Source organism: Thermomicrobium sp. CFH 73360 (assembly GCF_023806465.1).
Taxonomy (GTDB): Bacteria; Chloroflexota; Chloroflexia; order Thermomicrobiales; family Thermomicrobiaceae; genus Thermomicrobium.
In genome coordinates, this window is sequence record NZ_JAMSLS010000012.1 from 13,099 (window position 1) to 35,034 (window position 21,936).

Annotated in this window: 15 protein-coding genes; 6 read left to right on the forward strand and 9 right to left on the reverse strand. The window is 63.5% G+C overall.

All coding sequences use genetic code 11. The annotated features are described in order from the left end of the window. Nucleotides 1-25 precede the first annotated feature (25 nt). The 6 genes from nagA to NET03_RS12855 form a co-directional block, all read right to left on the reverse strand. Nucleotides 26-1,297 carry an N-acetylglucosamine-6-phosphate deacetylase gene (nagA, locus tag NET03_RS12830; protein WP_252129291.1) on the reverse strand — a complete coding sequence of 424 codons (1,272 nt, stop codon included), beginning with the start codon at nt 1,295-1,297 and terminating at the stop codon, nt 26-28. Between the two features lie 12 nt (nt 1,298-1,309). Next, nucleotides 1,310-2,350, reverse strand: coding sequence for an SIS domain-containing protein (locus NET03_RS12835; protein WP_252129292.1), 1,041 nt, complete (start codon nt 2,348-2,350; stop codon nt 1,310-1,312). A 493-nt stretch (nt 2,351-2,843) separates the two neighbouring features. Further along, nucleotides 2,844-3,722, reverse strand: a complete 879-nt coding sequence (locus NET03_RS12840) for a DUF1028 domain-containing protein (protein ID WP_503008233.1) — start codon at nt 3,720-3,722, stop codon at nt 2,844-2,846. 208 nt (nt 3,723-3,930) lie between these two features. Continuing rightward, the gene (locus NET03_RS12845; RefSeq protein WP_252129294.1) at nt 3,931-4,593 is read right to left on the reverse strand and encodes a hypothetical protein; all 663 of its coding nucleotides are present in this window, start codon (nt 4,591-4,593) and stop codon (nt 3,931-3,933) included. After that, nucleotides 4,590-8,030 (reverse strand): ATP-dependent helicase, encoded by a 3,441-nt coding sequence (locus NET03_RS12850; protein WP_252129295.1) that lies wholly within the window; start codon nt 8,028-8,030, stop codon nt 4,590-4,592. The genes NET03_RS12845 and NET03_RS12850 overlap by 4 nt, the downstream gene beginning before the upstream one ends. 11 nt (nt 8,031-8,041) lie before the next feature. Beyond that, nucleotides 8,042-9,022, reverse strand: a complete 981-nt coding sequence (locus tag NET03_RS12855; RefSeq protein ID WP_252129296.1) for a hypothetical protein — start codon at nt 9,020-9,022, stop codon at nt 8,042-8,044. A gap of 505 nt (nt 9,023-9,527) precedes the next feature. On the opposite strand from NET03_RS12855, the gene upp reads away from it, so the two are divergent. From upp to NET03_RS12870, 3 genes are all read left to right on the forward strand, one after another. After that, nucleotides 9,528-10,232 carry a uracil phosphoribosyltransferase gene (gene upp, locus NET03_RS12860; protein ID WP_252129297.1) on the forward strand — a complete coding sequence of 235 codons (705 nt, stop codon included), beginning with the start codon at nt 9,528-9,530 and terminating at the stop codon, nt 10,230-10,232. 307 nt (nt 10,233-10,539) lie between these two features. Continuing rightward, a complete protein-coding gene (locus tag NET03_RS12865; protein WP_252129298.1) occupies nt 10,540-12,387 on the forward strand; it encodes a S8 family peptidase in 1,848 nt (615 codons plus the stop codon). Nucleotides 12,388-12,456: 69 nt separating this feature from the next. Beyond that, entirely contained in the window at nt 12,457-13,737 is a 1,281-nt protein-coding gene (locus tag NET03_RS12870) for an MFS transporter (RefSeq protein WP_252129299.1), read from the forward strand. A gap of 180 nt (nt 13,738-13,917) precedes the next feature. On the opposite strand, the gene thiO is transcribed toward NET03_RS12870, so the two are convergent. Next, complete coding sequence (gene thiO / locus NET03_RS12875) at nt 13,918-15,036, reverse strand: glycine oxidase ThiO (RefSeq protein WP_252129300.1); 1,119 nt, start codon at nt 15,034-15,036, stop codon at nt 13,918-13,920. Nucleotides 15,037-15,572: 536 nt separating this feature from the next. On the opposite strand from thiO, the gene NET03_RS12880 reads away from it, so the two are divergent. From NET03_RS12880 to NET03_RS12890, 3 genes are all read left to right on the forward strand, one after another. Beyond that, nucleotides 15,573-17,339 carry an ABC transporter permease gene (locus tag NET03_RS12880; protein WP_252129301.1) on the forward strand — a complete coding sequence of 589 codons (1,767 nt, stop codon included), beginning with the start codon at nt 15,573-15,575 and terminating at the stop codon, nt 17,337-17,339. Nucleotides 17,340-17,348: 9 nt separating this feature from the next. Next, a complete protein-coding gene (locus tag NET03_RS12885; RefSeq protein ID WP_252129302.1) occupies nt 17,349-18,692 on the forward strand; it encodes an ABC transporter ATP-binding protein in 1,344 nt (447 codons plus the stop codon). 353 nt (nt 18,693-19,045) lie between these two features. Beyond that, nucleotides 19,046-19,861, forward strand: a complete 816-nt coding sequence (locus NET03_RS12890; RefSeq protein WP_252129303.1) for an SIR2 family NAD-dependent protein deacylase — start codon at nt 19,046-19,048, stop codon at nt 19,859-19,861. On the opposite strand, the gene NET03_RS12895 is transcribed toward NET03_RS12890, so the two are convergent. Further along, nucleotides 19,848-21,056, reverse strand: coding sequence for a right-handed parallel beta-helix repeat-containing protein (locus NET03_RS12895; protein ID WP_252129304.1), 1,209 nt, complete (start codon nt 21,054-21,056; stop codon nt 19,848-19,850). The genes NET03_RS12890 and NET03_RS12895 overlap by 14 nt on opposite strands. A gap of 438 nt (nt 21,057-21,494) precedes the next feature. Continuing rightward, nucleotides 21,495-21,936, reverse strand: a 442-nt coding sequence (locus tag NET03_RS12900; RefSeq protein WP_252129305.1) for a hypothetical protein, incomplete at its 5' end; no start/stop codon positions are given.

Consider the following 21,936-nt stretch of genomic DNA (forward strand, 5'->3'; position numbering starts at 1 on the left):
CTCCTTCTGCAGTTTGCACTTGCGTTCATCGACGCATCCCAAGGTCATGCTCTGGTTCGCTCGAGGAACACTCGAGGTCTGGTCTCAACGCAGCTTCCTCCAAAGCCGCGGCCACTGGGTCATCTACTCGACCCAGCCAGTCGTTCCTCGCGAACGCGACGCGTCCGCGGCAGAAGGTCGCCTGGACGCGGAGTTTGCGGTCGAGCAGGACGAGGTCAGCATCATACCCTGGGGCAAGACGTCCTTTGCGCTGGTCGACGCCAATAGCGCGTGCCGGAGTTGTCGTGAGCATCAGGACAGCATCTTCAAGCGGCACACCGACGGACTCCACAAGGACGCGCAGCGCCTGATCCATGGTGAGCACACTACCCGCGATAGTGCCGTCAGTGAGCCGAGCGACATCTGGGTCGACTCGGGCGAGACAGCCAGCAAAGCTGAAGGTGGTTCCTGGTGGGAGACCAGCCCCAGGTTGGGCATCGGTGATCACTACTGTCCGGCCAGGGCCGAGCGCATGGACCAGAACACGCATCACGACCGGCAAGACATGGTGACCATCGGCGATGAGTTCACCGAAGGCGCTTTCCTGCTCGACCAGTGCGCCAAGCGGGCCGGGCGCCCGGTGGAGGAGCGGCGGCATGGCATTGAAGCAGTGAGTGAGAAGGCGCGCACCATGAGCGAAGGCTACTCGCGCTTGCTCATACGGAGCCTCAGTGTGGCCGATGGCCACGAGTACGCCAGCAGCGATGAAGCGGTCGAGAATGTCGAGGGCACCAGGGAGTTCGGGCGCAAGCGTCACGACCCGAAGGTGGCCGCGCGCTGCGGCGAGCAGACGTTCGGCGAGCGAAAGATCGGGACTGCGAAGCCAAGAAGCGTGGTGTGCACCGCGACGGGCCGGATTCAGAAATGGCCCCTCGAGATAGATGCCAAGTGGCTCAGCGCCAGAGCGATCCGGGTGGGTGATTGCCAATGCAGCGGCCGTTAGCTGGCGCTCGGGGAGATCGTCTGGCACACCAACGACGTTGACGAGGAATGCAGTGGTGCCGGTACGGGTAACCCAGCGGGCGTAGGCGAGAATCTCTTCGGGCTCGGTGGTGTGAAGCGCAAAGCCGCCTCCACCATGGGTATGGAGATCAAGAAAGCCGGGGAGGATGAGCAGATCAGAGACATCAACAACGACGCCACAAGACGGCACGTCCGGCCCCACGGCGACGATACGCCCCTCGCGCAGCACGAGTCGCTCGCCCGTTCGCCGTACCCCACCGTCAATGAGCTCTCCTCCAACGAGTGTGAGATGCATGGCTCCCTCCCCTTAGAGCGTCCGGGTGACCTTGCGGAGACCGCGTGGGGCATCGGGGTCGAGTCCGCGGGCTTGGGCGAGGGAGACCGCGAGGAGCTGGCCAGGGACAACTGCGACAATCGGGGAGAGCCACTCTGGCACCCCCGCCGGGAGAGGGAGAGCGATATCTGCGACGCCTGAGAGGCCAGGATCGTCGGTGATGACAGCAAGCATGGCCCGGCGGGCCTGGAGTTCCTCGACAAGGGCAGCGACGTCGGGGAAGACAGCCCCGGAGGGAGCGACGACAACGACTGGGAAGCCTGGCTCGACGAGTGCGATGGGGCCGTGGCGGAAGTCGGCCGAGGAGTACGGTTCTGCGACGAGCAGACAGGTTTCCTTGAGTTTGAGCGCGACCTCGAAAGCGGTGGCGTAGTTAAATCCACGACCGATGACGGCAAGGTGACGAACGGAGACGAGGGGCGTCATCTGCTCCGGAAGGTCGCGGTTGAGCACCAACGTTTGGGCAACGCGATCAGGAAGCAGGGCGAGGTCGTCCCAGGAGGTTGGATCATCGCTGAGTGCCGCACTGAGCATGGCGAGGACGAAGAGCTGAGCAGTATACGTCTTGGTGGCGGCAACCGCGCGCTCCTCGCCAGCGAGGAGGGGAAGCACGAGCTCCGCAGCGCGGGCAAGGGGTGAAGTCGGATCGTTGGTGATGGCAAGGGTCAGTGCGCCTTGGCGACGTCCCTCGGTGACGACTGCGACGATATCGGGGGAATGACCACTCTGGCTGATGCCGACGACCAAACTACCGGCAAGTGCTGGCGGGCGATGGTAGAAGGTGAAGAGAGAGGGGGTCGCAAGCGCAACAGTGAGTTGGTTGTGTGCGCCAAGGAGGTATTGGGCATAGCGGGCGGCGTTATCGGAGCTTCCGCGCGCGGCAATGACGACAAAGCGGGGCGCAGCGGCGCGAATCCGGACAGCCGCCTGCTCGACAAGCGGCCGCCCGGCCGTGAGGAGACGAGAGAGGACTTCGGGCTGTTCGTGAACTTCGTCCACTACTTGCCACATCATCCTGCCCCAGGTTAGCGCGGTCCACAGTCAAGTTGATGATACGACCGCAGCGCGAACACTCTCACCTTCGTCCAAGGGGGTGGCTCCCACACAGGTGCTAAGTACTGGTCAGACCACGGGAGCGCTCATTGCTACCTGCCAGAACCGAGTCCAGTCTGTGCCTCAAGTATTGCCGTGGCCGCTAACGAAAGTTCCGGACTCTTGCGTCCTGCCCCCGCCAGGATGGTGATCGTCGGAGGCCTTACAGCAGCTATCAGTTACGCAAAAGGATCCAACAACGATCGTCGGTGTGCACAATACGCCCCTAAACAATGGAGGCGTTCCCATGCAGGAGCGGGGGATCCATGCGGTAGCTTTCAGACAGCCATCTCTCGTGCGTCGGTTAAGGCACGCACAAGCAAGTGATTGCAAGAGGTTTTAACGAGAACAGTTCCCCAACGATTCTGACATCATCCAAATGATGATCAATCCAGCTTCTGTACGTGCTGCCTGTTCATCCCTGACGACGCCGGGCAAGATCACGGACGTACTCCAAGACGTTCCGGTCGATCCAGTCAGCGTCGAGCGGAATACGCTCCTCGAAGTTTTCATTGCCGATGAGAGTGGCATAAGCCTGGCGCGTCGCTTCGTCCCACTGGCCATGTGCCGGGCCCTGGTAATAGCCGAGCAGGTGCATCAGTTCTTGGAGTTCTACGAGGAGTGCTCCTTCGAGCGGGAGGCGGTCTTCTGGAGCCGGTTTCTCAAAGTACAAGCGCCAGATCTCGTAGAGCCGCTGCAGCTCACCGACCGGATCCACATGATCGTCCACGCGGAGGTCGATGAAACGATCAGTATACCCTCCATAGCCACCTCGCTCCTTGACGACCAGGAGTGCTGCCGATTGTCGACCTCGCCGGTCACCCCCTGCTCGGTCCCCTGCTGCCAGCGCAGCAAGGAGGCGGGCAGCAAGCGGCCCCTGCGTCGACTCGAATGTTTCCGCCATCGCGTCGACAACCTCCGGGCCGGCGAGAATGTTTCCCTGGGCTGCATAGCCCGGTCCGGTCCGCCCGCCTGCCCAGGCATGGCAACCGCTGCCGGTGAAGGTGGCAGCACCGCCGCGTCCATCGACGATGCCTACCTGCCGGAGCTCACGATCGGGATCATCGGCCAGGAGCTGCTCAAGCGCTTCCTGCGCGGAGACACCAGCCGCCATGAGGTCGAGACCACGCGGGCCATAGGAGACGTTAGCATAGGACTGGGTCGCTACGGCACCGGCCCCGGCCCGTGCCCAAGGAACAACTGCGCCGACGGCAAGGAATTTGGACGCTACCGCAACGCCAAGCTCGCCGTTCGCGAGATCCACCGCGACGATCGAATAGGTCGAGGGATACATCATATCTCTGCCTTCCTCCGCCGCATGAGCATCGTAGCAAGTCCATTGAACCAGACGGCGGTCTCTCTGATTGTCACCGACCTCTCGCCACTCGTGTGATCTGTGCGGGCAGGTGATCCGCTCATCCCTTCAGTCCACCCAGGACACGCTTGGACACCTGCATCACAAGACGGCCAACACCGAGTTGGTTCCAAATCGCAGTCGGAGGCTACCGCGATTGGGCATCCACCTCAGCAGAAGGCGTCAACCACCATGGTCGCATTAGTCGGAAAGCCTGCCTGTCCTGCTCCCACTCTAGCCAACCAAGACCAACAAGTATTGCCAAACAAGCAGCGAGTTCGCGCCGCGAGCCCTCGAAGTCAGGTCGCGCAGCAGAGGAGTCTGCTTCCTCTGCTGCCACCGCCCCCTGATCGACGGCTGTCAGTGCATCGTCAAGCCATCTCTCTGCGAGTTGGAAGCTCGACCACATATCGTGCTCGCTGAACCGCTGCGCCAACCAGCGGGCAGCAAGATGCTCTGGGAGTCGTTCGACAAGAAGTTCTGGACGATGGATGAAAGCGTAGCTCTCAGCCGTGAGGCGGAACTTGCGCCAGCTCTTGCGGCGAACACTCGACGCCCCACCACTCCCTTCAAAGTCACCGGCATAGAGACAACGATCAGTTAGGGGACAGCTGTGCTCGCGACAGCGCGGGATTCGCTGCGTGAGAGGGCGCAGAAGTTGAAGCCGACCGAGTAGGAGGAGGACACCAGGCGCGAGGGCGCCGGGATACTCCAGTTCGGCCTGGTGGAGACAGATGACAGCGTTTTCACCGAACGCAGCAAGTCGCTCTGCGAGTGCTGCAGGAGTAAGACAGTGAGTACCGAGTGTCACGGACCTGCTCCTGGAACGAAGAGTTCACGAGTGGGAATTACGCGTGCCTCGCCGCGGCGCGCAAGCTCGTCGATCCGCGCAAAGACGCGGCGGAACCGCTCGCGGGCTTCCGCCTCTTCGACACTGCGCTCTGGCGCAGTAAAGGTACGCCGATCGCCAATCAGGACAAGGAGCGAACACGCCCGGCTTAATGCAACATTGAGGCGTCGCCACTCGGCATGCAGCGAGCCGATCACCCCCTCGTGATTACTGTTGACCAGGCTCACAACAATCACCTCCCGCTCGCCTCCCTGGAAGCGGTCAACCGTCTCCACACGGAGGGCACTAAGGGCCCGATGCGCCCGGGTAAGGCGCTGACGGAGAAGCGTGTTTTGGCGTCGGTAGGGCGAGATAACGCCGATCTGCTCAACCACCTTCTGGTGGAGGGGTTCTGGAAGCCCACGGAGGAACTCGGCGAGTAGCTGGGCAACTAGCTCGGCTTCCCGCTCGTTGGCACGCCCCTCGTCGTCGGCCTGGAAAAGGGCACCCGAGTCGCGAGCGAGCGGGTCGTCACTGGTATCGAGGTAGAGGACGGGCGGACTCTGACCGAGCAACCCAGCAGGAGGGTCAGTCCCGAGCTCAGCGAGCCAGTGGGCGAGACGATGCTCAGCGACGCGTTCGTCAGCTGGGCGGAGGGCGTCTTCATAGAAGACGTGGCTGACCAGCGCACAGATGGGCCCGTTCATCCGGTACTGCTCGGTGAGAGGAACACAGACCGACGGATAGCGCCGATGCAAGCGCTCGAAGGCCGAGGTGCGTAGACTGTCTCCCGGCCGGATGCCAAGCCGCTCGAGATCTGGCCACGGCTCTGGCGCTGTCACCGCCGTGACGACCGGCGGCAGCTGGTTCTCATCGCCGACGAGGACGAGGCGGCCGCGATACCCAAAAGGCAGACGCCGGAGCGCCTGAAGAAAGGCAGGTTCGGTGGCCTGTCCCGCCTCATCAACGATGACCGTCTCAAAGGTCAGGCCACGGAGTTCGGGAGCATCAGCCGAGCCAAGGGTGGCGACAAAGACGGCCGCGTGCTCACGGATGATCTGGGCACGTTGACTCATGGCCAAAAGCACCGCGATAGCCTCGTCGTCTGAGTCCGGCGGCTGATGACGACGCTCTGACGGGAGTCCGGCTCGCCTCGGGAGGGTCTGCGCTGCGACGGCGTCTTCCATGTCCTCACGTTCGTTGCCGACACGGACAAGGAAGGGAAGAACCTCAGACGCATTCTGGGCAATCTTGAGCACCACTTCATTGGCCGCACGGTGGGTATTGGTGAGCACTAGCACCGGTCGACGTTCAGGTGACCGCGCCGGATCGAAGAGGGCTCGTGCGACGAAGAAACGAACCATCGCAGCGATCAGCGACGTCTTCCCAGTGCCAGGAGGACCTTGGATAAGGAGTAGATCACCGGGAGCGAGCCCTGCGACGGCCGCCAGGGCATCACGCTGTGACGCATTGAGCCCCGAGGTCGCCCACACGGGGAGTGGTGTGTCAGTCCGGATGGATGCTGGCTGGCGTAGGCCAAGGATCGTCTGGGCCAGCGGGGGGAGCTCTGACCAGCGCAACATGCGCCCACGCACTGGGGTGGCTGCCATCGCCGAAACAAGGAAGTCGGCCAGCCCTTCAAGCTGCCAGGCACGCATATCGAAACCGGTGAGCTGATCGATGCGATAGGTTGGTTCCTGGCCGGGCGGAGCAAGCGGCACACGGTCGTCCAATTCGACGACCAGGTCATACTCCTGGAGATCGACGACACGGCCCTGAACGGAGAAAAGCTCACCGGGACGTGGGACACGCCCCAGGAGACTATCCGACCACTGTGGAGTCACGAGGACAAGATCATCCTCGCGAATGCGCGTGTCGAGTCGGCGCTCGGGGCGGACAAAGGTGGCAAAGCGCCCATCCTGGCGTTGGAGACGAAGGTCAGCCAGCGTCACACCTTCCCGTTCCAGGACGGCGGGTGGCGTGTGGACGAGGTGGAAGAGGAGTTCCCGCTCGGCACGCTCTTCTGCCTTGAGCTGACGGTGGAACCAGACCCAGTAGGAGAAGAGGGGAGGTGGAGCGTAGCGGAAGAGCCCCTCAAGCGTGCGCCCCTCACGGTCCCGGCTGCTTGGGCAGACCTGGCGCTGCCGGGCCACACAGGAGCGGCACGGTGGACGGTCGTTGAGCAGGTCGAACTGCCCGGAGACATCTGGGAGACGCCAGTTGCGCGTCGCATTGTCAAGGCGGTAGCGGTCGTACCCCGTGAAGAGCCCGCTGGTCACGCAATAGTAGACGTTGCGCGCCTGGACGACGAGGTCAATGACGCGTTCGTCCGGCTTGGAGAGGTCGAGGCGGAGCCGACGGACGATCGGGTGCTCGCGGAGCGGCTTGGTCACAATACGCTGCCCGTCCACCAATTCCACGACGGCATCAACATCGGGAAAACCGAGGCTTTGGAGAAGTTCGCGGTAGGCAAGCGCCTGGAGGCCACCAGGGAAGCTCTCGCCGGTGACCGGATCCTGCTCCCTGATGGCCGACTGTGTTTTGACTTCGGCGATACAGAGCGGACCAGCACTGGCATCACGCGGCACTTCAACCCGGTCGGCCCGCCCAGAGAGACCACGGGTTGCGGAGTAGAAGAGGCGTTCCAGATACAGTTCGACCGTTCCACTCCCAACACCCCCGTGAGCAATCTGTGTGAGAATGGAGTCAGCAGCGGTGAATGACCCGAGAAGGTCCTTTGGTGCACCACCCTCGCGGCTCACGTTGGTCGCGAGGAGCGCTTGAAGGGTTCGTGTCCACTCGCTCCACACACCAGCCCGGTAGGCCTGAGCAGCCTGGTCGAGATCTTGCGTTGTTGCAAATTCCACCAGTGCGCGGCGGTATCCGGTGTGCACAGCGCGGCCACGCACCTCGCCGAGGCGTGGCGGCTGCTCACGCGAGTCGCGTGCCAGTCCCAAGAAGCGCTCGAAGAGGACTTTCAACGGGCAGTTGTAGAGATCTTCCACGAAGCGTCCCGTCACGGTGTACTCAGGAGCAACGATGAACTTGAGCAGGACCACCTGCTCGCGCCCGCTGGAGGTTCGGGCACAGACAGCCTTCAGGACCTGGAGGCGGAGCGGCTCGTGCTCTTTCCGGCGCAAACGGGCATCGAGCACGGAACGAAGCACCGGGAAATAGTGCGAGAAGGGATTGGGAGTCGTGCACCCTGGGTACCATTCGTCGGCATAGACGGCACAAGGACCGAGGTCTTTGCCGTCTTCGGTCTTCGCCCGCAGGACGATCTTGCGAGGCTGAGGCTCACCGATCGGCTCGACGAGAATCGGGACATCGAGCCATTGCGGCTGGCCGAGGGACGTGCGGAGCTGCTGCCAGGCGCGGGACACTCGAACGGAGACGGTAGAAGTCGTCGTCTCGACCATCAGCCGCCTCCTCAAGCGGTTGACGACGCTTCAGGGACCCAGAGCGCGAGCGCGAAGCGTTGCGTCGCCGCGAGCGCATCTTCGCCCCACTGTGCGGTGAGGACGGCAACGAGGGCCCGGAAAAGGTCACGCGGCGATGCCTCAGCTGCGCGCTCGTGGAGCTCGCGCTGTGCAGACTCATCAGCTGACGGCGCAGCAAGGAGCTGGAAGACCGCTTCTGCCCGCCGGAGCAGAGTGGCGAGCCCATTCGGGTCGTCACTGCTCGTGCTAAGGCCCGCCCGGCGCGCAAGCCGCAGCAACCAGGCCAACGTGGTCTCATGCCCCTCACCACGGAGCAGCGCAACACGCGCTCGGAAGAGTGCCCAGACGCACCAACACCGGTCGTCCGCCGCGGCCTCACGCCAGGCAGCCGCAAGACGGCTCACCTCGCTGTGGTAGAAGGTTCGCTCGTCGTGCGGAAGCTGATCGAGTGTTGGGAGAAGCTCCGTGACCAGATGTTCAGCCGGCAGCGACTTCTCCTTTGCCTCGCCGGGGACGAGCCGGAGGAGGTCACTGACCAGACGGTACAACGCCCAGCCGAGCGCAATGCGCTGTTGGTGCTCCGGTAATCGTGTCACACGGAGGGCACGAGCGAACGCGGATTCAGCACCGCGGAGATCCCAGGTGGCAAGCGCACGGTAAGCAGTGGCCAGTTCCTCGGCAGCGACGTCTTCGGCTATGGAGACGAGCGTGCCGTTCAAGTCGAGAAGCGCACCGAGACGCTCTGCGGCGAGTGCCGCAGCAATCGCTTCCTCAATCACGGTAGCGCGCGAGACACGGCGTTTCGTCGCGCTGGGAATCTCAACAACCGGATCCTCGCCACCAAAACGACGTTGCTGCAGTTCCTGAACCAGCCTCATGACACGTTCCAGGAACTCCCACGTCGCCGTGGGGTCGAGGACACGTTCAAAGTGGATCGCTGGCGGCTCCTCCGGAACCGGCCGAACAGCCATGCGGCACATCCTTCACTGGCAGTGTATCCGAACCCCGGTAAGGGATCGTAGCCGAGAGCGCAGGGTGGTGTCCAGAGGGTCACGAGGGAGAGTGAGCGGTGTCCGCTCGGATAACCGCTCGGGGCCATCGATCACTGCCCACAGGTCTCACAATCCATGCGATCTGAATGGAACACGAGCACACAACGCATGGCCCCGCGTCAGCCATGACGTTGGAGACCAAAAGCAGTCCACGCTCCTCTAACAAGACGCTCGGCACCACATGAAGCGCGCTCCGGTACAGCACACCGATGTGCAGTGAATTCCTGTTTGTCCCGCAGGTCAATGAGTTCGACTTCCGCTGCGGTCATACAGCGACCGCCTCAGGAGCGGTATACTCGAGCCCCAAGAGGCTGCTGCCGAGGTGAGCAGGGTCAGGCGGTACAGCCGCCCGGTGGCGGCTGGCGATGGATGGGGAGCAACGGGCACGGGAGCACTCTGTGCCGCGGGCATGAGGGGGTAGCGCATGGCGGAACAACTCGTTCATCCCACGCCGATGCGGGGCGTACCACAGCCGAGGCGTGAGGACGTCGTCGGGCATCCACGCTTGTGTGTCCTCGACCATCCACTCGTGACGGCACTGCTCACGGTGGCGCGCGACGAGCACACGCCCCCGGCCGAGTTTGAGCGCGTGCTGCATGAACTCACCCGCTTCCTCCTCTACGAGGCGCTGCGCGGGGAACCACTGGAGACATTCCGCGTCCCTTCGCCAACCGGTGAGGAGGCCGATGGTGGAGCGATTCGCGCCGGCCTGGCCGTCCTAGCCATCCTCCGCGCCGGGCTCGGGATGCTGGCTCCGGTACGGCAGCTGATTCCCGCCGCACCGATCTACCTCGTGGGCGCCCGGCGTGACGAGGCGACGCTCCGCTCGACGATTTACTACAAAAAGCTTCCCGGACGATTTGATGTGCTGCGTCACGTTGTCATTGTCGACCCGATGCTGGCGACCGGTGGTTCAGCAGTAGCGACGGTTGAGCTACTGCGCCAGACTTTCAGCGGGCCGATCTCATTCCTCGGGATCATCGGGGCACCGTACGGCGTCCAACACCTGCTCGATGCTGATCCGGATGTACGGATCTACCTGGCCGCGCTCGACGACAGGTTGGACGACCGCGGCTTCATCGTCCCTGGGCTCGGCGATGCGGGCGACCGGCTCTTCGGCACGCATTGAGCAATAACGCGACCAGGCGATGCTGATCACCCCGGAGAAGGCAGGTCACGCCGAAACCGGATGGAGTTCCAGGCCGGTGAGACGATTGCGGAACGATCAACGCACCTCTCGACGGCGCGCGGCACAGACTCTCCTCTGCCTCCTCCTTTGGACCCTCGCCCTCACTTTCGGTGGGCCGCAGCCATCAGCTCCGATCACACACGCGCAGCCCGCTCACGCGATGAGCGCGCTGGAGTGGTCGGTTGCGGTGGACCCAACCAGCTGCCGCGCTCGGACCAGAAGCGCCATCCCAACGTGCCTGGGGCAGGTGCCTGGCTCTCTCAAGCGGATCGATCCGGACGGCAAATGGTGGCGCCTCTCCTTCACGAGCCGTCAAGAGGCAGCGGACTGGGTCACCCAGGTCCTCGCGCGTCCAGGTGTGGTGTACCTTGAGCCGGCCGTCCACCTGACTTACCAGTGGATGCCGGGGGATCCGCTCATCCCGCAACAAGCCTGGCTGCAGGTCACCGGATTCCTTACTGCTTGGGAGGAGACAATCGGGCGGAGTGACGTGGTGGTAGCCGTCATCGATTCGGGTATTGCGGTCGAACACCCTGATCTGGCGGAGAAGCTTGTGCCTGGATACGACTACCTCCACCATGACCCAGTACCGGAAGACGAGGTCGGACACGGAACGGCCGTCGCAGGGATCATCGCAGCGGCAGTGAACGGATCAGGGATCGTCGGGGGAGCACCGGGCGTCCGGATCCTGCCACTCAAGGTGGGTGATCAGGTCGGGGCAAGCTCACTGGCGATTGCAGAAGCAATTTATGGAGCAATCGAGCGTGGCGTCCAGGTGATTAACTTAAGCTTGGGTGCTGATACACCGAGCGCGACGCTCGAGCGGGCGATCGAGCAGGCCTACGACCAGGGAATCATTGTCGTCGCCGCGGCGGGAAATACGCCGGACGCGGTGACCTTCCCGGCTAGCTACCCAGAAGTGATCGCGGTTGGTGGCGCGACGGCAGACGGGAAACGGTTGTCCAGCTTTAGCTCACGGCTGACGCGGGTCGACCTGATCGCTCCGGCAGAGGACGTCCTGACGACAAGTTGGGATGGACGGGAGCCAGGATGGGAGCCGCGCACGGGAACTTCGTTCGCTGCGCCCATGGTGAGTGCGGCCGCTGCACTCATCCGCTCGGTGGCCCCGGACAGCAGTGTCGAGTGGGTGCGACAGGCACTGCGAGAGACAGCCCGCCCGCTTGATCCGCCAGGTCAGCCGGGAGCCGGAAGCGGAGTCCTGGCGGCGGACAGGGCAGTGGAGCGTGCCGTGCTGCGCCGCTTTGCGCAGACCTGGCAGCGCGCTGATCTTCCGGTCGCAGCGGGGGCAGCGACGCGCTCCTGGCTGTGGGGGCCGAGCGCCTTCGTGGTGACCCGCGAGCCGTACCAGGAGACACGGGCCGGCACGCGCGCTGTGGCCTACTTTGACAAGGCGCGGTTGGAACTCACCAATCCAGACCGACCACCAGACGATCCGTGGGCCGTGACCTCGGGCCTTCTGGCAAAGGAGCTCCTCACCGGCCTCCAACAGGTGGGCGATGCCACGTTCATTCCCCAGCAACCGGCAGCGGTACCGGTTGCTGGCGATCCCGATGACCAGACGGCACCAACCTACGCCACGCTCGGCCGTGTCCTCGACGCTACCCCGCTGGCGGAGGGAGAATCGATCGTTTGGACAATCGACCGCACTGGGCGGATTGAGCGACAAGGCCAGCTGGCGCAGTACGGTGTGGTGGCCGGGCCGCTGGTGGCAGAGACGGGACATCGGGTGGCCTCAGTCTTCTGGGACTTTCTCCAGCAGCGCGGGGTGGTCTATGCGGGCGGTCTGTTTCGGACAGACACGCTGTTCTGGCCACCGTTTGCGGTGACCGGCTTTCCGATCACCGAGGCGTATTGGACGCGGGCCAAAGTAGCAGGGATTGAGCGCGACGTGCTAGTGCAATGCTTCGAACGGCGCTGTCTGACCTATACCCCGGACAATCCGCCGGGCTGGCAGGTGGAACTCGGTAATGTCGGACAGCACTACTACCGCTGGCGGTACGGAGCGCTCCCAAGTGGACCGGTCCCGAATGACCCGACGATGATGGCTCCGGTGGATGGTAGCGGGCACGGCTGAGGCAGCGTAGACTGGACCCGAGGACGACACTGGTGAGCGAACACTGGTGTCGGAGGAGCACGGGGCACAGTGCCGAGACGCAAGGCCGCACCGTCGGCTGCCGCGGCCAGCCGACGCACCCGGAGCTGGCAGCGGACGCTCGCCGCACTCTGGCTTGCGCAGACACTCACGATTGTCGGGTTCAGCCTACGAACCCCGTTCTTACCGTTCTTCGTCGCCGAACTCGGCGCACGGAGTCTTGAGGCGCAGGCCCTCTGGGCTGGAGCGATCAACGCGGGGGGCGCGGCCGTCATGGCCATCACCGCGCCCCTCTGGGGTGCACTGGCCGATCGCTACGGACGGAAATTGATGGTGCTCCGAGCGATGCTGGCCGGCTCGCTGACAATCGGCCTCATGGCGGCAGCAACGAGCCCCTGGCAACTCTTCGCACTCCGCTTGATCGAGGGTGGTTTCACTGGGACAGTCACCGCATCCACGACACTGGCTGCCGCGACAGTGCCACGCGAGCGACTGGGCTTCGGGCTCGGACTCATGCAGATGGCAGTCTTTTCTGGCTCGGCGGTCGGCCCGTTGCTGGGTGGGGTGCTGGCTGATCAGATCGGCTACCGGGCAACGTTCCTCCTTGCAGGGAGCTTGCTCTTCATTGCAGCAATCCTTGTCTTCTTCTTGGTCGAGGAGCGATTTGAGCCCCCGACGGTCCGGGCAAGTCGCCAAGAGGCAGCGGGTGACGCCTGGCGGTTGCTTCTTGCGCCAGCATTGCTCGGTATTGTCATCAGTTTGTTCGCGCTGCGAGCCGCGAGTATGGCGTTGCAGCCGATCGTGCCGCTCTTGATCGAGCAGTTGGCTCAGGACACACAAGCCATCAACTCGCTGGCAGGGCTTGCGATGGGGGTCAGCGGCCTTACGAGCGCTGTGGCTTCGGTTGTGCTTGGCCGGGCAAGCGACCAAGTAGGACAACGGCCGTTACTCCTGGTGAGCGGTGCACTCGCTGCCGCAAGCTTCCTCCCTCTCGCACTGACGAGTGCCGTGTGGCAAGTCGTTCTCCTGCAAGCGTTGTTCGGGATTGCTTCCGGCGGGATGCTCCCAACAGCCAATGCGCTCGTCGCCCGCCTGACACCGGAGGAACGTCGGGGTACCGTCTACGGGTTCACCACGACCGCCTCGTCACTGGGAGCATTCATCGGTCCGCTCGCCGGGACGATGTTGGCGGCGGCACTGGGTCTTCACGCACCGTTCCTCGTGATTGGACTGGCACTCGGACTGACGGTAGCCTGGGTCTGGCGAGCACTGCCAGACGGCACGACAGCCATGCGCGAGCGGCGTCTCCCCGCCGAGACGGGGCAGGACTGACACGCCCACACCGCCAGCTCGGAGGCCATTCGCTATCGACGGCCTCCCCATGATGGCATCTCCTGACTCCAACGGAGGCCAACCGTGTATCGTGGGCCTCTCGTCAAACACGGCGGAGCCTCACCGTTGATCAGACGCATCCGCCGAGATACCCAAAATTCAGTCATTTGCCGGACGGGATCAGGACAGAAAGCGAGACGGATCGAACGGCTCAAGCGGCAGCGCGGACGCTTTCCCTTCCAAGAGGTCAGCCATGAGCTCGGCAGTGACCACACTGAGGAGGACGCCGTTGCGCGCATGACCTGTTGCGATCCAGACGTTTTGGTAGTGGGGCAGCCGACCCAGGATCGGTAATCCATCGGCTGACCACGGGCGGAGCCCAGCGAGCGCCTCCAAGAAGACAGCGCGGTTGAGCGCCGGCACCGTCTCCTGCGCGAATGTGGTGAGTTGCTGCACACCTTCGAGCGTCGGGCGCCGGTCGTAGACAGCAAGTTCCTCGGTTGAGCCGACGGCAACAGTACCGTCGGCCTTCACAGCCAGATAGAGATCGCCGCGGTAGAGGGTGTGGCGCACACGCGCATCCCAGGCGTGCAGACGGACCAGTTGCCCACGGAGTGGCCTGACAGGGAGCGGCACGCCAAGCTGCGCCGTGAGCTGGCCGCTCCAGGCGCCAGCGGTGATAACCACCTGGTCGGCAGTGAGACAGCCGGTACGGGTGTGCACGGCAGTGAGGCGCTCCCCAGAACGCTCAAAGCCGACGACTTCGACTCCTTCATCGATGCGAGCACCTCCCAGCGCAGCGGCCCGTGCGAACGCTTCCACGAGACGCGGGCTGAGCACCTGGTGTTCGAAGGGGAGAAGGAGCGCACCACGAAACAGGGGGGAGACTGCTGGCTCGAGCTGGCGAAGTTCATGGTGATCGAGCCAACAGCAGGCAGCATCGCGGGTACGTAAGACGGGAAGTGCGGCGCGAAGTGCCTCCTCTTCGTCAAGCGTGAGCGCAAGCAGCAAGGCACCAGTATGACGGAATTCCACGTCGATCCCGGTACGCTCACGCAGGTCAGCGACGACGGCTGGGAAGCGGGCAAGACTTGCTGCCCCCAACTCGCTCAGCGGATCACTGGTTGCGCCACTGCCGGGAATACTAAGGAGACCGGCATAGGCAATGCTGGCTTGGCCACCGATCGTGACGCGTTCGAGGACGCGGACATCGCGCCAGCCCCGCCGCACCAGTTCCGCGGCCAGAGCACAGCCGATGATCCCACCGCCGACGATGACGACCGAGGCTGATTCGGGCACCACCATTCCTCCCGTGGCGATTGTGATGGAACTGTAGCTCCAGCGCAAGGGACGGCTCCGAGGCGGAGCAGAGGCTGACAATCGGACAGGGGCACGGACCTCGACGGTCGGCGCCTCTCACGTGGAGGAACGTGCTGCGCGGCCGGCCGGGCCGACTCCCGCTCGTTCACGCTGCACTCACACGCACGAACGGCGACATGAGACACGCCCCGGCGAGATGCACCTCGCGGCGGGGGGGTGCAGAGAGGCCGAGCTGTGCCGCCCGCTGTCTTGTCGGCTCTTCATCGTTTCGGTAGACGCATGCGCTCCACGATCAGGCGTATACTCTTGTGGCTGCCTGGCGCAGCCGTGATGGTCGGTGTGCCAGCAAACAGCTACCGGAGACGCTGGAGGGAACAGGGCGATGCGAGAAGGCCCGAGTCCACAGCGCCCAGTGCTCCGGTCGGGTGGGACAGTGAACCGGTAGGGCTTGCCTCCACCACGCGGTACGCCGTCCCCGGACCGGATGACAGCTGGGGCACGAAAGGGGGTACCGCGTGGTCGGCCGTGTGTGGCCATTCCGCGTCGAGCGTCAGTCACTGCAACGGATCCGCGTGTCGTGGTGGGCCGATCTTGTCGCCTTCCTCGTGCTCGTACTCGTCCTCTTCGGGGTGATCGAGGTCGCGGCTCGCTGGATCGGCCCGATGACCTCAGAGACCACGCTCGACCTTTCTGCCTGGAACCTGCCACTCTACGCGCTCTTCTCGCTCGCACGGATGACGGCGGCTTTCACCGCTGCACTCGGCTTCGGCCTCGTCTACGGGCGGCTGGCTGCAGCAGACCCGCGGCTGGAGCATGTCCTCCTGCCAGTGTTGGACATTCTCCAGAGTATCCCGATCCTCTCCTTCATGCCCGGCGTGGTCTTGGCCCTTGTCGCCCTGTTCCCGCACCGGAACCTCGGGGCAGAGCTCGCGGCGATCGTGCTGATCTTCACAAGTCAGGCGTGGAACCTCGCTTTTAGCGTCTATCAGTCGGTGATCACCGTGCCAAAGGACCTCCGCGAGGCGGCGGCCATGCTGCACTTCACCCGTTGGCAGCGTCTGACGCGGCTGGAACTCCCATTCGCCCTCGTGCCGCTGCTCTGGAACTCGGTCATGAGTTGGGCGGGGGGATGGTTCTTCCTGATGGCCTCTGAGCAGTTCACACTAGGGGAGCGGAGTTTCCGGCTACCGGGGCTCGGCGCCTACCTGGCAACGGCAGCTGACCAAGGTGACCTGCGCGCCCTCGGACTCGGACTGGTCGCGCTTGTGACAGTGATCGTGCTTGTCGATCGGCTCTTCTGGCAACCGCTCCTGGCCTGGAGCCATCGGTTCACCTTAGACGAGGTCTCCTCGGAGCTCCGTCCGGGAAGAGCGGCAGGGAGCTGGTTCCAGCGCTCACTCTTGGTCTCCTGGCTCTGGCTCCAGTGGATGCACCCACTTGTGCGATGGCTCGACCACGTGTTCGATCGGCTTCTGAGACAGGAAGCGACGTACAAGCTGACCAGGCAGGAGCTGCCGTCGCGCTCGGAGACTACTCGTCATGGGCGACGGGCACTACCGTTACTCGCCGGGATGGGACTCTTCGCCCTGGTCGGAGGAACAGTGGCACGTGCCGCATTGGAGCTCCCGGCCAGTAGCTGGCTGGAGCTCGCCACAGCAGCGAGCATCTCGTTCGCCCGCGTCATGGTGACCTTGATCATCACCGCACTCTGGACTGTCCCGGTGGGCGTGGCGATTGGCACGAACCCCTCACTCACAGCCCGTGTCCAGCCCGTCGTTCAGACGCTGGCCTCGATCCCTGCAACCGCACTCTTCCCCGCTATCGTGCTGGTGCTGCTGGGACTCCCGGGCGGACTGCAGATGGCAGCGCTGGTGTTGCTGGCACTGGGGACGCAGTGGTACGTCCTGTTCAACGTGATCGCCGGAGCCGCAGCGATCCCCCATGACTTCATCGAGGCAGCAACGATCTTTCGGCTCACCTGGTGGCAGCGGTGGCAGCACCTACTGCTTCCGGCAATCTTCCCCTCACTGATCACCGGTCTCATCACGGCTGCCGGCGGGGCATGGAACGCAACGATCGTTGCTGAGTATGTGGTCTTCCGTGGGGAGATCTACGTTGCCGGTGGCTTAGGGGCAGAGATCGCAAGTAGCGCGGCTACAGGAGACTACCAACGGCTTTTGGCAGCTACCGTCCTGATGGCCGCGATCGTCGTAGTCCTGAACCGCACATTCTGGGCACGACTGTACCGCCTTTCGATGGAGCGATTCCAATTGGCACGGTAGGAGGGTAAGGTGACGGCAACGGCCACTGCAGGACGGATAACGGCACGGATTCCGACGCTGCTCGCTGCCGAAGAGGTGAGCAAGTACTACGGGGCCGATGGAAGTCATGTCTTGGTGCTCGACCGCATCACGCTCGAGCTGCGGGACGGGGAGTTCGTTGCGCTTCTTGGTCCTTCGGGCTCGGGCAAATCGACGCTCCTCCGGATCCTTGCGGGGCTCCTCTCTCCGTCGAGCGGAGAAGTGCGGGTGCACGGGGAACCGCTTCGCGGTGTCAACCCGTTCGCGGCGATGGTCTTCCAGTCGTTCGCACTCTTCCCCTGGTTGACCGTCCTGCAGAACGTCGAACTCGGCCTGTTACACAAGCGGGGACTGAAGTCGGAGGAGCGGCGCCAGCGAGCCCTGGCAGCCCTCGACCTTGTTGGACTGGACGGGTTCGAGCACGCCTATCCGCGCGAACTCTCTGGCGGGATGAAGCAGCGGGTCGGCTTCGCCCGGGCGCTGGTTCGTGAACCGGAAATGCTGTTCTTGGATGAGCCGTTCTCTGCACTGGACGTCTTGGCCGCCGAGAACTTACGGGGCGACCTACTCGACTTGTGGTTAGCGCGCAAGATTCCAACCCGGGCCATCCTCATGGTCACCCACAATATCGACGAAGCAGTCACGCTGGCCGACCGCCTCCTGATCTTCAGTGCCAATCCTGGGCGGATCCGTGCAGAACTCCCTGGATTGCCGCTTGCCGAGCGGCTGTCAAAAGGACAGACGCATGCCGAGCTGGTCGATACGATCTACCGCATCATGACCAACCCACGGGAAGAGATCGAACGACTACTCCCACAAGCCCGCATCCTCCAGCGACCAGCCGCCCCGACCTCTCCGGTGCTCCCCCACGCCGACGTTGGAGAGTTGACCGGTTTTCTGGAACGGCTCACCGCACTCGGCGGACGCGAAGACCTGTTCGAACTCGCCCGCGACCTGCAGCTCGAAGCCGACGAACTCCTCCCGCTCGTCGAAGCAGCGCAGCTGCTCGAGTTCACCCGAGTGGAGGAGGGCGATGTCGTCCTCACCGAGACCGGGCGCACCTTCGCGACAGCTGACCTGTTGCAGCGGAAGGAACTCTTCCGGCAGATCGTGGCGGAACGGGTCGAGTGGATTCGGGAGATTGTGTGGACACTCCGCGTCGCTCCACGGCACCGTCAGGCAGAGGATTGGATCGTACGCCGCCTGGAGGAGCACTTCAGTCCAGCGGAAGCCCGACGGCAACTCGAAACAGCAATCGAGTGGGGGCGGTATGCGGAACTCTTCGCCTACGACGAGCATTCTGGGATCCTCTATTTAGAGGAGAACGGAGCATGACCAGGAGAAGGTAGTCCCGGTGAAAATGCCTGTTGCCCTCCCGCATGAGAACCGATCGTCCGGCAGGCAAGAGGAGACCAGGCGAGCACTGCGGGAAGACCCCGGTAGACGAGCAGCTCCCATCTGGTCTTCCTACTCCGACTCGGCCAGGAACCGGTCTCCATTCCATCGCGAGAAGAGCCGCTGGATACAACACGGGAGACGCCTTGGGAAGGCGCGGCCACCTTTTCACTCCGCATGCATCCAGGCGCCCGGACGGGGTAGGAAGTCGCGCGGACAAGTGGAAGGTGAGTCCAGGTCCACCTGGGCGGCTCGGCACCGATTGAGTAGCATTCGCGATGGAGGTGACACTCGTGAGAGAGGAACGTCCCCTCACGCCCGAACAACGGCGTCTGGTTGAGGTGATTGCCGATGCACTCTATCAGCGCGGGCCAGGCATGGCCTTTACCGGGGCAGGGATCTCCACCGAATCGGGAATCCCGGACTACCGGGGCCCAAACGGGTTGTGGTCACGACAGAATCCGACGCACTTTCGTGACTTTCTCACTGATCCCGCTGTGCGGCTCCGCTACTGGGAGCGTCGGCGCGCCCGCTACCCAGTGCTCGCCGCTGCCGAGCCGAATGACGGGCACCGTGCACTTGCTCGCTTGCAGGTGGCCGGGTATCTCGACGTGATTGTGACGCAGAATATTGACGGCTTGCACCAGAAGGCAGGAAGCCCACCGGAGCGGGTGATCGAGCTCCATGGAACAGCGCATTTGATCCGCTGTCTTTCCTGTGAGGCACGATGGCCAGCAGAGGCGTTCGATCCGGGCCCGCCGGGAACCGTCCCCGACTGCCCGCTCTGCGGCGGCCTCGTCAAGGAGGCAACCGTTGCCTTTGGCGAGCCGGTACCACGCGAGCTCCTCGAGCGAGCGCTTACCCTGGCCGAAGCGACACCGGTGATGCTCGTCATTGGGACATCGCTTGCAGTCGTACCGGCAGCGCACGTGCCACGCCGGGCTGCTCGGTCCGGAGCATTCGTCGCCATCGTGAACGACGAGCCGACACCACTCGACCGCGAAGCGCACGTCGTCGTGCGGGGACGAGCTGGAACAGCACTCGCTTATTTGGCGGACCTCCTCACGGGAGATCGCCTCAAAGCGGATCAAGGACTTACCGTTCGCTAGAGGGCATATCGAGCAGCACATTCTCTGCTGAAGCGCCATCGATGCGCCACGGTTCACACTCAGCGCAGTAGCGATTCCCCTCGAGACGTGTTCCCGTAGTGTGTAGCAGGTAGACAGCACACTGCCCGTTGCTGATGAAATGGTTATCGCGGAGTTCGTGACTGGTTGAGACGCACCGGTCGGGGAAATCGCGGTTGGCCGGATTGAGGGTGAAAGCGACGCCGTAACGACCGTTCCGGGCGATGAGGTTGTTCCGGAGGAAACCTCGCGCGCCATGCTCCCAATGGACACCGTCGACATGATTGTCAGTTATGAGGTTTCCCTCGAGGACAGTATCGGTGGAAAAACCGAGCCAGAAGCCGAAGTTGCTAAAGCACGCTCGATTACGACGGAAAACGTTCCCGCGGGAGAAGGTGGCTTCAAACGCATTATTGGGTGAGTAGGAACCGTCATTTCCGACGATCAGGTTGTCATTGGATGGTGGGCTGAACTGGTTCCCGAGGAAGAAGCCGTCACCCGACCAGCGCAGATCGTTACCGGCAACGAGATTGCGGTGGGAACCACAGGTGAGGAGGATGCCAGCGGCATCGCAGCCAGTGCCACCGCAGCGATTGACGTGATGCGCACGGTTGCGCTGGAGGCGGCAGTCAGAGGAACCATGGAGACGGATTCCCCAGGCGGTGTTGTATGAGAGGTCACAGTCGGCGATGACGAGTCCTCGGCAGGAGATCGCATCGACCCCGACATCTTGTTGCTGGGCGTGGGTGCGGGCAACGCGGCTGGTATCGACCCGGACGAATCGGATGCCCCCGCCTGCCGTCGCCTCGACCCGATTGATGTCGAGGAATGTCCCCTCGCTCGCACCGTTCTGGGAGAAATCGCAGTTCTCGATGAGGAGTTCCTCGCAATCGATCGCTTCAAGAGCCCAGGCGTAGCCGCGAATCGTCAGGTTGCGCAGGACAACATGGCGACGGCCGCGAAGAGCGATTCCGATGCCACCACGTCCACCTCCATCGAGGATCGCACCCTGACCATCCAGAACGATTTCGTCAGCAGTGATACGGAGAGCACCGTCACCAGGATCAGGAAGGAAGTAGAGCCCCGGACCAAGCTCGAGCGAGCTGGTCACAATGAGACCAGCGCGCGGCTCGCGCCAGCGACCAAGGAGCCGCTGCACAATCGACCAGCGCCTCACGGCCAGACACCGTCGGCAGAGACGGCGGCCAGTACCCCGCAGGCTGCGCAGCACGCCTCAACCGTACGGCCGGTGCGGCGCAGGCGGACGGTCCGGGTGGCTGTGTGTCTGAGACCATAGTGCAGGCAGACGACTGATTCCCAGGTGCGAAGGGACTTGATGAAGTGGGCAGGAGAGCCGGTCACGAGGCGCGAATGGCTGCGCTGGGTTCGCCAGTCATCCCAGTTATCACACGCGAGACCAGGCCCAGACTTATAAGAACGCTGTCGACTCACCCCAGACCTCCACACCATGAGCGACTGGGTCGGCAATGCTTCTGCCGTCATTCCGACGCCACCCACCGTAGCAAAGGACGACACATAGGACAAGAAGCAGCCGCGATCGAGTTGTTCCCAGCGAAGAATGTCAAGAGGTGGACACTCTCCCTCGGGAGATCCATCACGGTAGGAGCCGTTGTTCTACCGAGTTGCGCTGGACATCACCAGGAGTAGGCCTCCTACCTGCGGTGGTATCCGCGCCGCAGACACAGCCATGACTCACATCGACTCCGACCACGATGATCAAGTACCGGTTGCCACCGGAACCGTACCCGCTGAGCACCACGGCTGCTCCAGGCGGTGACCGGCAAGGCATCACGTGGGATAGGCTGCCGGCCACCATGACCTGCCTTTGAGGGACCGGCGCAATCACCCGCGTCTCGCACGCAGGCTCTGCCCATTCCTTTCCACCCCAGTCGGCTCCAGTATGCTCTGCGACCGCGCTTGGTCCCGCCAATTCATCCTTCCGTTGTTCGCTAATCCCTCCTGCTGCCGCGTCTCCGCGCTTTTCGGCTTGCGAGGAACTCCTGTGCTCGTCGCTATCCGGAAACGCTCCACCAGTG

Excerpts from the sequence above, each read along its gene's own strand:
- nagA (WP_252129291.1), bottom strand. The coding sequence starts at position 1,297 with ATGCATCTCACACTCGTTGGAGGAGAGCTCATTGACGGTGGGGTACGG.
- NET03_RS12835 (WP_252129292.1), bottom strand. The coding sequence starts at position 2,350 with ATGATGTGGCAAGTAGTGGACGAAGTTCACGAACAGCCCGAAGTCCTC.
- NET03_RS12840 (WP_503008233.1), bottom strand. The coding sequence starts at position 3,722 with ATGTATCCCTCGACCTATTCGATCGTCGCGGTGGATCTCGCGAACGGC.
- NET03_RS12850 (WP_252129295.1), bottom strand. The coding sequence starts at position 8,030 with ATGGTCGAGACGACGACTTCTACCGTCTCCGTTCGAGTGTCCCGCGCC.
- NET03_RS12855 (WP_252129296.1), bottom strand. The coding sequence starts at position 9,022 with ATGGCTGTTCGGCCGGTTCCGGAGGAGCCGCCAGCGATCCACTTTGAA.
- upp (WP_252129297.1), top strand. The coding sequence starts at position 9,528 with ATGGCGGAACAACTCGTTCATCCCACGCCGATGCGGGGCGTACCACAG.